Source organism: Nocardia sp. NPDC051832 (assembly GCF_040681285.1).
Taxonomy (GTDB): Bacteria; Actinomycetota; Actinomycetes; order Mycobacteriales; family Mycobacteriaceae; genus Nocardia.
Genome location: NZ_JBFAYL010000003.1, coordinates 17005 through 30642 on the forward strand (window position 1 = coordinate 17005; position 13638 = coordinate 30642).

A 13638-nucleotide genomic window follows, 5' to 3' on the forward strand; every position below is an offset into this window, starting at 1 on the left:
GTAGGCGCGACCCCGCCTGTGCGATGGCATAGGTGGGGTCGCGGAAACGCGTGTGCTCTCAGGCGGCGACTTCGACCGGGTCGTCGGCGAATTGGGTGCGGTACAGCTCGGCGTAGCGGCCCTCGGCGGCGAGCAGCTGAGTGTGGGTGCCGCGTTCCACGATGCGGCCGTCTTCCAGGACGACGATCAGGTCGGCGGCGCGGATGGTGGACAGGCGGTGCGCGATCACCAGGGCGGTGCGTCCGTCGAGTGCTTCGGAAAGCGCTTCCTGGACAGCGGCTTCCGAGGTGGAGTCCAGCGAGGCGGTGGCCTCGTCGAGGATGACCACCCGGGGCTGCTTGAGCAGCAGCCGGGCGATGGTGAGGCGCTGGCGTTCGCCGCCCGAGAGGCGGTAACCGCGTTCGCCGACCACGGTGTCCAGACCGTCCTGTAGCGAGGCGACCAGATCGCCCAGGCGGGCGCGCTCGAGGGCGTCCCACAGCTCCGCTTCGGTGGCTTCCGGGCGGGCCAGCAGCAGGTTCGAGCGGATCGAATCGTGGAACAGGTGGCCGTCCTGGGTGACCAGGCCGACGGTGTCGCGCAACGACTCGGTGCTCAGCTCCCGCACATCGGCGCCGTTCAGGCGCACCGCGCCGCTGTCGACGTCGTAGAGCCGGGAAACCAGCTGCGCCACAGTGGATTTACCGGCGCCCGAGGAGCCGACCAGCGCGACCAGCTGACCGGGCTCGGCCCGCAGCGACACATCGTGCAGCACGTCCACGCCGCCGCGAGTGTCCAGCGTCGCGACCTCTTCCAGCGAGGCCAGCGACACCTTGTCGGCGGAGGGGTAGCCGAAGGTCACGCCGTCCAACTCCACGGCGACCGGGCCCGCGGGCACCGGCACCGCGCCGGGCGCGTCCTCGATCAACGGCTTCAGATCCAGCACCTCGAACACGCGCTCGAAGCTCACCAGTGCGGCCATGATCTCCATGCGGGCGCTGGCCAGCGCGGTCAGCGGGGTGTACAGCCTGGTCAGCAGCAGCGAAAGGGCAACGACCGCACCGGCATCCAGCTGCCCGCGCAGCGCGTACCAGCCGCCCAGACCGTAGACCAGGGCGAGCGCCAGCGCCGACACCAAGGTCAGCGAGGTGACGAACACCGTCTGCAGCATCGCGGTCCGGACTCCGATATCGCGGACCCGGCGCGCCCGCAGCGCGAACTCGTCCGATTCCTGCACCGGCCGGCCGAACAGCTTCACCAGCGTGGCGCCCGGCGCGGAGAACCGCTCCGTCATCTGGGTGCTCATCGCCGCGTTCAGCTTCGCCGCCTCCCGCTGCAACGTCGCGAGCCGATTGCCCATGCGCCGGGCCGGAATCACGAAAACCGGCAACAGCACCAGGGCGAGCAGCGTGATCCGCCACGAAATAGTGAGCATCACGCCGAGGGTGAGCGCCAGCGTCACCATATTCGCGACCACACCGGACAGGGTGTCGCTGAAGGCCCGCTGCGCCCCGATCACGTCATTGTTCAAGCGGCTGACCAGCGCGCCGGTCCGCGTCCGAGTGAAGAACGCGATCGGCATCTTCTGCACATGATCGAACACCGCCGTCCGCAGATCCAGGATCAGCCCTTCACCGATCCGCGACGACAACCACCGCGTCCCCACCCCGAGTGCGGCATCGAAGAGCGCGAGCACACCGATGACCAGCGCCAGCAGCACCACCACCCGCGGCGCCGCACCACCGACGATGTTGTTGACGACTCGCCCGGCCAGCACCGGAGTAGCCACCGCCAACAGCGCCGACACCACGCTGAACACCAGGAACACCGCGATCCGCGTCTTGTGCGGCCGCGCGAACCGCAAAATCCGCTTCGCCGTCGCCACACTGAACGGCCGCTCCTCATCGGGCGCGTTCATCCGCCGATACATCTGGCTGTACGCCACCGATTCGATATTCACGCTCGCACTCCCTCTGCACTCCCGGCCCATCCAACCCGGCACCCCCGACACTAGAACCTCAACATTTGTTGAGATCAAGCCATTCCCAGCCGAACGGACTTTCCGAACCTATCGACGGCCCGAACGCCCCAGGGAGGCCCTGCTACTACCACCACCAAAGCCAGGTTCTGTCGAACCCGCCTGGCCTGGCTGCGCACCACCCCCTTGCGCCGGTCGCGCTTAGATGCGTACGCGACGGTTGGGGGCGCGCTCGAGATTGGTGCGGCGGGTGCCGTGGGGGTGGTCGGGGGCGGGCATAGGCTGGCTGGGTGAGCGCGGATCGGGTGGTGGAGGCGTTGCGGGAGCGGGTCGGCTGCGAGGTCGATCTGTCGCCGCGTCGGCGGGTGGAGTACTCCTCTGATGCCTCGAACTATCGGGTTTTGCCTGCGGCGGTGGTTTTTCCGCGTAGGGACGAGGACGTGGCGGGGGTGCTGGAATTCGCCGGGGGGAATGGGATTTCGGTGACGGCGCGTGGGGCGGGGACGTCGGTCGCGGGGAATGCGATCGGGGTCGGAGTGGTGCTGGATTTCAGCCGGTTCATGAATCGGGTGCTGGAGGTGGATCCGGAGCGGCGCGTGGCTCGGGTGCAGCCCGGGGTGGTGTTGTCGGAGTTGCAGCGGCAGGGGCGGGCGCATGGATTGCGGTTCGGGCCGGATCCTTCGACGCAGAACCGGTGCACGCTCGGCGGGATGATCGGGAACAATGCCTGCGGCCCGCGGGCCGTGGCTTGGGGGCGGACCTCGGACAACGTGCGGGAGCTGCGGATACTCGACGGGCGAGGTGTCGAGCGGAGGTTGGGTAGTGACCTGGCGGTGGTGCCGGGGCTGCCGGAATTCACCAGGGCGAATCTTGCCGTGCTGCGTACCGATCTCGGGCGGTTCGACCGGCAGGCCTCCGGATACGGGTTGGAACATTTGCTGCCGGAACGTGGTTCGGCGGTCGCGAAAGCGTTTGTCGGTACTGAGGGCACCTGTGGACTACTGCTCGACGCCACCGTCGACTTGGTCGCCCTACCCGAGGCCACAGTGTTGACGGTGCTCGGTTACGACGACATGGCAAGCGCGGCAGACGATGTCGCGGCCGTGATGGCGTGTGGCCCGATCGCTGTCGAAGGCATCGATGCGCGCCTCGTCGATATCGTTCGCGCACACCGGGGAACCGTGCCGGAACTCCCCCGCGGCGGCGGCTGGTTGTTCGTGGAAACCGCCGGTGCAAGCCCGCAGGAAGCGTGGGACACCGCCGCACGCCTGTGCACAACGGCGAATGCCCTGGATTCCCGAATCGTCACCGAACCTGCTGAAGCAGCGGCGCTGTGGCGCATCCGTGCCGACGGCGCGGGCCTGGCCGGTCGCACCCCCGAGGGGAAACCGGCCTGGCCCGGCTGGGAGGACGCCGCGGTACCGCCCGAACACCTCGGCGCATATCTGCGCGACTTCGCCGACCTCACCCGGGACCATGGCGTCGACGGCCTGCTCTACGGCCATATCGGTGACGGCTGCATCCATGTGCGCCTGGATCTGCCGATCCGGGACGCACCCGAACGTTTCCGGGCGTTCCTGTTCGACTCCGCCGAGCTGGTGGTCCGCTATGGCGGCTCACTCTCCGGCGAACACGGCGACGGCCGCGCCCGCTCGGAACTGTTGCCGCTCATGTACTCCCGCGAAGTGCTCGACGTATTCGCCGGGTACAAGGCACTATTCGACCCGAACAACCTGCTGAACCCCGGCGTCCTGGTAGATCCCCAGCCGATCGATGCCGATCTGCGTGTCGCGAATCTGCCAATAGTCCCCGCCACCAACGGTTTCGCCTTCCCCCATGACGACGGCGACCTCGCCACCGCCGTCCACCGCTGCGTCGGCGTCGGCAAGTGCCGAGCCGACACCACCCCCACCGGCGGCTTCATGTGCCCGTCCTACCTCGCGACCGCCGACGAGAAAGACAGCACCCGCGGCCGCGCCCGCGTCCTCCAGGAGGTCGTCCGCGGCGCCCTCCCTTGGAACTCTCCCGCCGTCGCCGAATCCCTCGATCTCTGCCTGTCCTGCAAGGCCTGCCGCTCCGACTGCCCCGCCGGCGTAGACCTCGCCACCTACAAATCCGAAGCCCTGCACCGCCGCTACCACCACCGCCTGCGCCCCCTCGACCACTACACTCTCGGCCAACTCCCCCGCTGGCTCACCCTCGCCACCCGCATCCCCCGCACCGTCAACACCTTGTCGAACATCAACTGGCTACGCCGAATCAGCCTGCGCGCCGCGGGAATAGACCCCCGGCGCAAGATCCCCCGCCTCGCGGACCGCAGCCTCCGCCGTCAACTGCGCGAAAGCCCATGGACAACAGAGCCGCCCGCACCCCTCGAAATCGCTGCTGCGGAGCAGCCGGAAGTCCTGCTGTGGATCGATACCTTTACCGACGCTTTCGATCCTGAAATCGCGCTGGCGGCCGTTCGATTGCTGCGTTCACTCGGCTATCGGGTGCGTTATCCACAGGAACGGTTGTGCTGTGGATTGACGTGGATAAGTACGGGCCAGCTGGATGACGCGCGGGCACGATTGCGCGCCACGCTGGACGCGCTCGACGAGCATGTGCGGGCGGGTGGGATCGTCGTCGGTCTGGAGCCGTCTTGTACGGCGGTGCTGCGAGCCGACCTGCCGGAGTTGCTGTCCGATGATCCGCGAGCGGCGCGGACTGCCGCGGCTGTCCGCACTTTGGCGGAGATCCTTGCGGCACAACCGAACTGGGAGCCACCGCGCAAAGACGGGGTGGAGGTGGTGGTGCAGCCGCACTGCCACCAGCACGCCGTGCTGGGATTCGACGCCGACCGGCGAGTGCTGGCGGCGATGGGGGTGCGGGTGCGCGAGGTCGCCGGATGCTGCGGGCTCGCGGGTAATTTCGGCATGCAGCGGGGGCACTACGACGTCTCGGTGCGGGTCGCCGAGAACGGTCTGCTACCGGCGTTGCGCGCGGAAAAGGACGCGGTGTTGCTGGCGGACGGCTTCTCCTGCCGTACCCAAGCCGATCAGCTGGCGGGGCGCAGGGGAGTGCACCTGGCGCGGTTCCTGCTGGGCGACTGAGCTCGCCGCGGCGGCGGCGAGCTCGACGACCTCAGCTGCCGAAGGGCAGGACGCCGGGCGGGATCGAGTAGCCCGAGCTGCCGGGGGAGATGGCGCCCCAGAAATTGAGCAGTGCGTTGAGCAGGTTGGTGATCATCGAGATTTTCCTCCGAGGGTGACGACTGGCGAAGCTTTTTGCAGATCGAGATCGTTATCGCCGCCGGCAATTCGCCCGTTAGCCCGGTGCGGCGGAGCCGGGCGGCGGCAAGGCAGAATGATGCGGTGCGTGAACAGGCGGCGGTTGCCGAATCCGGCCTGGTCCGGACGGTGACCTCGGACCGCCCGGTCGATCTGGCGCACACCATCGCTCCGCTCCGCCGCGGCCCCGGTGATCCTTGCCACATCGATGCCGCGGACGGCACGCACTGGCACGCCTCGCGGCTGCCGTCCGGCCCGGTGACCTATCGCCTGGCCCAATCCGATCGCCATTCGGTGCGCGCCCGCGCCTGGGGCCCGGGCGCCGCCGAATTCCTGGACCGGCTCGAGCACATGCTCTGCCTCGACGAGGACGTCTCGGCGTTCACCCCCGACCATCCGAAACTGCTCGACGCGCACCGGCGTTTCCCCGGCCTGCGCATGCTGCGCACCGGGCTGGTCTTCGAGGCGCTGGTTCCCGCGGTCCTGGAACAGAAGGTGCACACCAAATCGGCGCGGGCCTCGTGGCGCGGCCTGGTCCGCAAGTTCGGTACGCCGGCGCCCGGCCCCGCCCCGGCCGGTCTCACCGTGCCCCCGGACGCCGACACCTGGCGCCGCATTCCCTCGTGGACCTACCACCGCGCCAACGTCGGCCCGCAACGTTCGCAGACCATCGTCCGCGCCGCCCGCCTCGCGGAAGCCTTGGAACGCACCGCGATTCAGGACCCCGCCGAGGCCGCCCGCCTGCTGTGCACCATCCCGGGCATCGGCGTCTGGACGGCCGCCGAGATCGGCCAGCGCGCTTTCGGGGACGCCGACGCGCTCTCGGTCGGCGACTACCACCTCGCCGCGATCGTCGGCTGGACGCTGCTCGGCCGCCCGATCGAGGACGACGAGATGGTCGACTACCTGGAACCCCTGCGCCCGCACCGGTATCGGGCGGTCCGGTTGCTGGAGATCAGCGGTTACGCCCACAAACCCAAGTTCGGCCCGCGCACTCCGCTGACCGACCACACCTGGCACTAGCTTCCGCCGGGTCTTGGGGCGGGACCCAGACATCGGCACCCGCGCACGGGTCCTCTCATTCCGATGCTGCTGGGTCCCGGCCGAAAACCCGCCGGGTGCACCCGTGCCAGGACGACGGAGCGCGCTGCCGAGACCTTCCCCAGCCGCGGCAGCGCGCCACCCTCGGCGAGCGCCGCTAGATCCGCAGCGCCCGCTCGTCCAGAACGCATTTGCCCGCCTCGACCAGTGTCGCCCGCGCACGGCGACGGACTCGGCACCGGTCCACGGTGCAGTCGAGGTGCAATTGCATTGCCGCATGCGCTTGTTCGGTCGTCATCGGGCCCGGATCGGTCCCGCAGGCGAGCAGCGCGGCAACGTGCATATTCAGATTGGTCAATTGCATGGCCCGAACTCCATCCTTTCCCGGGGGCCGAGTACCGGTACCGGCACTCCACCAGTTACCTTCACCGTCGTGATCGCCCACCGTCCAGTCTGCCGACGCGCGTGTCGCGGGGGAACCATCCAGCGCTCACGGCGGGACTGGTCCGGGCATCGATCATCAACGGCCATGACTCCTCGTTCCTGCGTGCGATTCCTGTGATGTGCCCGGAGCTTTCGCAGCGGGGAGGGGCCGGGCCTGGAAGGCTCCGGGCACACTCTCAGCACACCATCGGATTCGCCGTCGAGCAACGGACTTGCCGGGAACCGGAAGATTTCGCGCGAATTCCCAGCACGAAGTCCATCGGGGAGAGGAAGATTCTCCATATTGGATGAGAAGTGCTGTTGCCCTCAAAGAGCCTATTGCCCAAGTGAAGTGCTGGGCCCGCGCCGAGTGGCGGCCCAGGCGCTTCACCGGGGTGAGCTGAGCACTGAACGGAGCGTGCCGTGTCTGCGAGTATGGCAAGAGTTTCCGCGACCGACAGCGAGACCGACCGCGCGAGCGCGGAGGGCGGTTCATCGACCCTGCCCCGGCGCCAGCTCGGCCGGTATCTGCGCGACTGGCGCACCCAGGCCGGCCTGACCATCGCGGAGGCGTCCCGGCTGATGGAGTGGGGCGCGAGCACCTTGCAGCGCATGGAGAAGGGTCAGGCCGACCGTATCCGCACCATCGACATCCAGGAGCTGTGCCGCATCTACGGCATTCCCGGCGATCTGGCCGAAGCGCTCAAGGGCCTGGCCCAGCAGGCCGCGGTGAAGAGCTGGTGGCACGCCTACGGCGACCTGATCCCCGAGAACTTCGATGTGTATGTGGGTTTGGAGGCGTCGGCACACCAGCTCACCTCCTACCGCTCCGAACTGGTCCTGGGGCAACTGCAGACCGCCGACTACGCCCGGGCGCTGAACCGGCTCGGCTATCCGGAGGCGTCCGAGGACGAGCTGGAGCGCCGGGTGCAGTTGCGCCAGCAGCGGCAAGCGCTGACCTCCCGCAAGACCGCGCCCGCCGCAGTCGACGTGGTCTTGCACGAATCGGTGCTGCGCCGCGTGGTCGGTGACGTGAAAGTGATGGCGGCGCAATTGCGGCACCTCGCCGATATCAGCACCAAACCTAATGTGACGCTGCGTATTCTCCCGTTCACGGCGGGCATACCCCTCGGCGACGCGACGGGGCCGTTCACCGTTCTGCACTTCGGGACCGACAGCAAGGGACATCCGGTGGAGCCGCCGGTGGTCTACGTGGAGGGCTTCACCGGCGATCTGTACCTGGAGCGTCCGGCCGACGTCGATCGGTACCTGCGAGCGCACGAGTGTCTGCAGCGCGCGTCGCTGGACGTGCAACCGACCCGAAACCTGTTGCGGCAGGTAGCGAAGGAGTTCGTGGCATGAAGGGGAACGTCGATCTGTCCGAAGCCAGCTGGCGGGCGACCGGGGGACCGGACGGCAACGGCGTCGAGGTCGCGCTGCTGGCCGACGGATACGTGGGGCTGCGCAACGGAAATGATCCGGACGGCGGGGTTTTGATATTCACGCCCGCGGAATGGACCGCATTCACCGCGGGAGTACAGGACGGCGAGTTCGATCGACCGCGCTGATTTGATCACGGAACACACCCTGTGCTATCACCGGATTGTTTACCTCGCCTAACAGCGGGGTAGTCAACTTCTTGTGGACCGTGGGTTGAAGAACACCCATCCCCGGTATCGGAAATTACGTCCGGGCGATTGGGTGGAATGGCTGATCGTGGCGCTGCTTTTCGGCGTCTCGGCGATCGGCGTGTATATCTTGTCCGGCTCGCTGCTGTCGGCGTTGTTCGTCGGCGTGCTGGTGTGGGTCGTCGCCCTCGGTGTCATCGCCACGTTGTGAATTGGGTGCGCGTACCGGCCGGGTGAGCCACCCGGCCGGTTCCCGGTGTCAGCGCCGGAAAAGCTTGTTGCCCAGCCACACCAGCGGATCGTACTTCTGATCCACCACGCGCTCCTTCATCGGAATCAGCGCGTTGTCGGTGATCTTGATATGTTCCGGGCACACTTCGGAACAGCACTTGGTGATATTGCAGAGCCCGATCCCGTGCTCCTCCTGCGCCATATCGCGCCGGTCCGCCACATCCAGTGGATGCATTTCCAGCTCCGCGATCCGCATGAGGAAACGCGGCCCGGCGAAGGACTCCTTGTTCTCCTCGTGATCACGCACCACGTGACAGGTGTTCTGGCACAGGAAGCATTCGATGCACTTGCGGAACTCCTGCGAGCGTTCCACGTCCACCTGCTGCATCCGGTAGTCACCCGGTTTGAGATCGGCGGGCGGTGTGAAAGACGGTATTTCCCTTGCCTTTACGTAATTGAACGAGACGTCGGTGACGAGATCGCGGATCACGGGGAAGGTACGCATCGGCGTCACGGTGATCAATTCGTCCGCGCCGAAGGTCGACATGCGCGTCATGCAGAGCAGCCGCGGCTTGCCGTTGATCTCCGCCGAACACGAACCGCATTTGCCCGCTTTGCAATTCCAGCGCACCGCCAGATCTGGCGCCTGCGTGGCCTGGAGGCGGTGGATGATGTCGAGGACCACCTCGCCCTCGTTCACCTCGACCGTGAAATCCTCCAGCGCGCCGCCGGTATCGTCGCCGCGCCATACGCGGAACTTCGCGTCGTATCCCATGGCTAGGCCTCACCTTCCGTGGCAGTAGCCGGTTGACCCGGGAGTTCATCCGGGCGGTAGTACTTTTCGAGCTCGGCCACATCGAACAGCTCGAGCAGATCCCGGCGCATCGGCACCTGATCCTCGGGAGTCACCCGGACCGCTGGCACCGGCGCGTTCGCGTCGTTGGGGTCGATGGAGCAGACCAGTAGCGTGTTGCGCCAGCCCGGATCCATCGAGGGGAAGTCGTCGCGGGTGTGCCCGCCGCGGCTCTCGGTGCGCAACAGCGCCGCCTGCGCGACGCATTCGCTGACCAGCAGCATGTTGCGCAGATCGAGCGCGAGATGCCAGCCGGGGTTGAACGCCCGGCGGCCCTCGACGACCACGGCATCGAAGCGCTCCCGCAGCGCGGCCAGGCGTTCGATGGCCTGCTGCAGTTCGTGTTCCTTGCGGATGATGCCGACCAGGTCGTTCATCGCCTCCTGCAGATCGGAGTGCAGGGTGTAGGGGTTCTCCCCGGCGCCCTCCTCCGGCAGTTCGAACGGCGCCACAGCGCTTTCCGCGGCCGCCGCGATGTCCTCGTCGGTGACCGCCGGCCGCTCGGCCAGCTGCTCCACATAGCTCGCGGCGCCGAGTCCGGCGCGTCTGCCGAAGACCAGCAGATCCGACAGCGAGTTGCCGCCGAGCCGGTTCGAGCCGTGCATGCCGCCGGAACACTCACCGGCCGCGAAAAGCCCGGGGACGGTGGCGGCTCCGGTGTCCGGGTCCACCTCGATGCCGCCCATCACGTAGTGGCAGGTCGGCCCGACCTCCATCGGTTCCTTCGTAATGTCCACGTCCGCAAGCTCTTTGAACTGGTGGTGCATGGACGGGAGCCGGCGGCGGATCTCCTCGGCGGGCAGCCGGGAGGCGATATCGAGGAAGACGCCGCCGTTCTTGGTGCCGCGGCCCGCCTTCACCTCGGAGTTGATGGCGCGCGCGACCTCGTCGCGGGGGAGCAGGTCGGGGGTGCGGCGCGCGGAATCGTTGTCGCGCAACCACTGATCGGCTTCTTCCTCGGTCTCGGCGTACTGCCCCTTGAAGACCGGCGGAATGTAGTCGAACATGAACCGCTTGCCCTCGGAGTTCTTCAGTACCCCGCCGTCGCCGCGCACGCCCTCGGTGACCAGGATGCCCTTCACGCTGGGCGGCCAGACCATGCCGGTCGGGTGGAATTGCAGGAACTCCATGTTGATCAGCGTCGCCCCGGCGCGCAGCGCGAGAGCGTGCCCGTCGCCGGTGTACTCCCAGGAGTTGGAGGTCGTCTTGTAGGACTTGCCGATGCCGCCGGTCGCCAAAACCACCGCGGGCGTTTCGAACAGGATCAGTCCGCCGGTTTCCCGCCAGTAGCCGAAGGCGCCGGAGATCTTGTCGCCGTCCTTGAGCAGCTCGGTGACGGTGCATTCGGAGAAGACTTTGATCCGCGCCTCGTAGTCGCCGGTCTCGGCGAAATCCTCCTGCTGCAGCGACACGATCTTCTGCTGCATGGTGCGGATGATCTCGAGCCCGGTGCGGTCGCCGACGTGCGCCAGCCGCGGGTAGGTGTGGCCGCCGAAGTTGCGCTGGCTGATCCGGCCGTCCTTGGTCCGATCGAACAGCGCCCCATAGGTTTCCAGTTCCCAGACCCGGTCCGGGGCCTCCTGCGCGTGCAGTTCGGCCATGCGCCAGTTGTTGAGGAACTTGCCGCCGCGCATGGTGTCTTTGAAATGGGTCTGCCAGTTGTCCTTCTCGTTGGCATTGCCCATCGAGGCCGCGCAGCCGCCCTCGGCCATCACGGTGTGCGCTTTGCCGAACAACGACTTGCACACCACCGCGACGGAATGGCCGTGTTCCCTGGCTTCGATCACCGCGCGCAGACCGGCGCCGCCGGCACCGATCACGACGACGTCGTATTTGTGCCGTTCGAGTTCTGGCATGGGTGCGAATACTCCTGGGGTCGAGGCTGATTCAGCTCTAGTTGATGAACCGCAGATCCGAGATGGTGCCGCTGGCCACCAACATGACGTAGAAATCGGTGAGCATGAGGGTGCCGAGCGTGGTCCAGGCCAGCTGCATATGCCGGGTGTTCAGCTTGGAGATCTGGGTCCAGAGCCAGTACCGCACCGGATTCGCGGAGAAGTGCTTGAGCCGCCCGCCCGCGATGTGCCGGCAGGAGTGGCAGGACAGCGTGTAGGCCCAGAGCAGGATCACGTTGCCCAGCAGCACGATATTGCCGAGGCCGAAGCCGAAGCCGCCGCCCTTGCCGTGGAAGGCGGTGATCGCGTCGTAGGTGTTGATCAGCGAAACCAGCACGGCCACATAGAAGAAGTAGCGGTGCACGTTCTGGATGATCAGCGGGAGCTTGGTCTCGCCGGTGTACTTGGCGTGCGGCTCGGCTACGGCGCAGGCCGGCGGGGAGAACCACACCGCGCGGTAGTAGGCCTTGCGGTAGTAGTAGCAGGTGAGCCGGAAGCCGAGCAGGAACGGCAGCACCAGGAAGCCGAGCGGCAGGATGGCCGGGATCTCCCCGAACCACGCGCCGAAGTGGCGCGAACCCTCGACGCAGCTGGTGCTTACGCAGGGGGAGTAGAACGGCGTCAGGTAGTGGTAGTCCTCCACCCAATAAGCCGTTCGCACATAGGATCTCACCGTCGCGTAGATGATGAACGCGCTCAGGCCGAGCACCGTGATCAAGGGCGGAATCCACCACTTGTCGGTGCGCAGCGTGCGCTCGGTGATCCGGGCCCGGGTCTTGGCGAAGACGCCGGTGCCGGTATCGGGAGTGGTTGTCGGTGCGGCACTCACAGCTGGATGCCTCGCTGATCTGCTCTGCGGGTGGTCATTCGATACCTCCGCGATCGAATGTGATGCTGAGCACCATACGACACGTCAGCTATCGCGTGAGCGGGGTCCTGGCAAACCTGACCCATATGATCTGCGCCACAACTGATCTTGGTTGGGTATGACACTGACCGAAAACTAGCACTCGCCGAACTCCGTTCGAGCAGAACAGGATTCATGTCACACCGGCGAAAATGAAACCGTACGGCCTGGAACTTCACACGCCCGCAACATGGCTGTGCTGTGCTGAGCCGATGAGAAGAGCCGCGATCGTGGCGCCGGTTCGCACCCCCAGCGGAGTCGACGGCGGCGCGCTGTCGGGAATGACGCCGGATGGATTGGCCGCCGCGATCCTGGACCGGATCGTCGACCGGTCCGGCGTCGATCCGCGCCGCATCGAAGACGTCGCGCTGGCGGGCGGGGGAGCGGCGGCCGGGCTGGCGCTGCCCGCCTTCGGCACCGATCGCCGCTGCGGCAGCGGGCTACAGGCGGTGATCACCGCGGCGATGATGGTGCAGACCGGCGCCGCCGATGTGGTGGCGGCCGCGGGCGTGGAAGCCACGCCGCATCCCTCCGGTCCGGATCAGCGGGCCCTGGTCAACGCTGAAACCGTGGCCCAGCGCTATGGCATCGGCCGCGCCGAGGCCGACGAGTTCGCCGTCGCCAGCCACCGCAAAGCCGCCCGGGCCTGGCGGCAGGGCCTTTTCGCAGCCGAGATGGTTGCGGTCGGCCGGGCCGCCGATCACGCCGGCATAGATTCGCTGACCGACTCCGCGATGCACCGGATCCTGCGTGACGAGGGCGTCATCGAGGAGATCTCGGCGCAGACTCTCGGCATGCTCGACCCGGTGCTGCCGGACGGCGTGGTGACCCGGGCCAATATGAGCGCACACCGGCGCGGCGCGGCCGGCTGCCTGGTGGTGGCCGAGGACCGGCTCGAGGAACTCGGCCTGCGGCCGATCGCCTATCTGGCCGGTTGGGCCGTCGCCGGAACCGACCCCGGCGCGGCGACTCTCGGCGCCGCGCCCGCGGTCACCAAACTGCTGGCCCGCACCGGGCTCACCCTCGACGACATGGACCTGGTCGAGATCAATGAAGCCTTCGCGGTCGAAGTGCTTGCGCTGGCCCGGGAATGGGACCTGGACCCCCAGGTCCGCCTGAACGTCAACGGGTCGGCGCTGGCGCTGGGTCATCCGGTCGGCGCGACCGGGCTGCGCATCATGACGACGATGCTGCACGAGCTGGGCCGCGGCGATGGGCGCTTCGCCTTGGAGGCCATCACCCTCGGCCCGGACCACGGCATCGCCGCGGTCTTCGAATCCGCACGGGAAGCCCCGGTGGCCGAGCCCCCGCGCGGAGCGCGTTTCCATGGCTCCCGCCCGTCCCGGCGGTTCGGCCGGCACCGCGCCTGAGAACGCCGTCGCCCCGGCATGATTTCGGCCGGGACCCGGACGTTCACCGTGGAACCGTCTGGAT

Annotated in this window: 11 protein-coding genes; 6 read left to right on the forward strand and 5 right to left on the reverse strand. The window is 67.5% G+C overall.

The genetic code is table 11. From position 1 onward, the window contains the following. Positions 1-58: 58 nt before the first annotated feature. Positions 59-1939, reverse strand: coding sequence for an ABC transporter ATP-binding protein (locus tag AB0M14_RS17790; protein ID WP_364995982.1), 1881 nt, complete (start codon positions 1937-1939; stop codon positions 59-61). Between the two features lie 308 nt (positions 1940-2247). Here AB0M14_RS17790 and AB0M14_RS17795 point away from each other — a divergent pair, with 308 nt between their 5' ends. Then, on the forward strand, positions 2248-5049 hold the full coding sequence (locus tag AB0M14_RS17795; protein ID WP_364995985.1) for an FAD-binding and (Fe-S)-binding domain-containing protein: 2802 nt from the start codon (positions 2248-2250) through the stop codon (positions 5047-5049). 261 nt (positions 5050-5310) lie between these two features. Continuing rightward, entirely contained in the window at positions 5311-6249 is a 939-nt protein-coding gene (locus tag AB0M14_RS17800) for a DNA-3-methyladenine glycosylase 2 family protein (protein ID WP_364995988.1), read from the forward strand. A 175-nt stretch (positions 6250-6424) separates the two neighbouring features. Here the strand turns inward: AB0M14_RS17800 and AB0M14_RS17805 are convergent, their stop codons facing one another. Then, the gene (locus tag AB0M14_RS17805; RefSeq protein WP_364995990.1) at positions 6425-6631 is read right to left on the reverse strand and encodes a hypothetical protein; all 207 of its coding nucleotides are present in this window, start codon (positions 6629-6631) and stop codon (positions 6425-6427) included. A gap of 494 nt (positions 6632-7125) precedes the next feature. On the opposite strand from AB0M14_RS17805, the gene AB0M14_RS17810 reads away from it, so the two are divergent. The 3 genes from AB0M14_RS17810 (at position 7126) to AB0M14_RS17820 (ending at position 8529) form a co-directional block, all read left to right on the forward strand. After that, positions 7126-8052 carry a helix-turn-helix transcriptional regulator gene (locus tag AB0M14_RS17810; protein WP_364998917.1) on the forward strand — a complete coding sequence of 309 codons (927 nt, stop codon included), beginning with the start codon at positions 7126-7128 and terminating at the stop codon, positions 8050-8052. Continuing rightward, positions 8049-8258, forward strand: coding sequence for a DUF397 domain-containing protein (locus AB0M14_RS17815; protein ID WP_364995993.1), 210 nt, complete (start codon positions 8049-8051; stop codon positions 8256-8258). Before AB0M14_RS17810 ends, AB0M14_RS17815 begins: the two co-directional genes overlap by 4 nt. Positions 8259-8331: 73 nt before the next feature. Continuing rightward, a complete protein-coding gene (locus tag AB0M14_RS17820; protein ID WP_194816553.1) occupies positions 8332-8529 on the forward strand; it encodes a hypothetical protein in 198 nt (65 codons plus the stop codon). 48 nt (positions 8530-8577) lie between these two features. Here AB0M14_RS17820 and AB0M14_RS17825 read toward each other — a convergent pair whose 3' ends face one another. Genes AB0M14_RS17825 through AB0M14_RS17835 form a run of 3 tightly spaced genes read right to left on the reverse strand, consistent with a single transcriptional unit; the run spans position 8578 to position 12126 of the window. Next, positions 8578-9324 carry a succinate dehydrogenase/fumarate reductase iron-sulfur subunit gene (locus tag AB0M14_RS17825; RefSeq protein WP_364995997.1) on the reverse strand — a complete coding sequence of 249 codons (747 nt, stop codon included), beginning with the start codon at positions 9322-9324 and terminating at the stop codon, positions 8578-8580. Between the two features lie 2 nt (positions 9325-9326). Continuing rightward, positions 9327-11258 (reverse strand): fumarate reductase/succinate dehydrogenase flavoprotein subunit, encoded by a 1932-nt coding sequence (locus AB0M14_RS17830; protein ID WP_364996000.1) that lies wholly within the window; start codon positions 11256-11258, stop codon positions 9327-9329. A 37-nt stretch (positions 11259-11295) separates the two neighbouring features. Beyond that, complete coding sequence (locus AB0M14_RS17835; RefSeq protein WP_364996002.1) at positions 11296-12126, reverse strand: hypothetical protein; 831 nt, start codon at positions 12124-12126, stop codon at positions 11296-11298. A gap of 290 nt (positions 12127-12416) precedes the next feature. Here AB0M14_RS17835 and AB0M14_RS17840 point away from each other — a divergent pair, with 290 nt between their 5' ends. Continuing rightward, a complete protein-coding gene (locus AB0M14_RS17840; protein WP_364996005.1) occupies positions 12417-13574 on the forward strand; it encodes an acetyl-CoA acetyltransferase in 1158 nt (385 codons plus the stop codon). Positions 13575-13638: the final 64 nt, after the last annotated feature.

Coding starts and splice junctions, on each gene's coding strand:
- AB0M14_RS17830 (WP_364996000.1), bottom strand. CDS start 11,258: ATGCCAGAACTCGAACGGCACAAATACGACGTCGTCGTGATCGGTGCC.
- AB0M14_RS17810 (WP_364998917.1), top strand. CDS start 7,126: ATGGCAAGAGTTTCCGCGACCGACAGCGAGACCGACCGCGCGAGCGCG.
- AB0M14_RS17805 (WP_364995990.1), bottom strand. CDS start 6,631: ATGCAATTGACCAATCTGAATATGCACGTTGCCGCGCTGCTCGCCTGC.
- AB0M14_RS17815 (WP_364995993.1), top strand. CDS start 8,049: ATGAAGGGGAACGTCGATCTGTCCGAAGCCAGCTGGCGGGCGACCGGG.
- AB0M14_RS17840 (WP_364996005.1), top strand. CDS start 12,417: ATGAGAAGAGCCGCGATCGTGGCGCCGGTTCGCACCCCCAGCGGAGTC.
- AB0M14_RS17825 (WP_364995997.1), bottom strand. CDS start 9,324: ATGGGATACGACGCGAAGTTCCGCGTATGGCGCGGCGACGATACCGGC.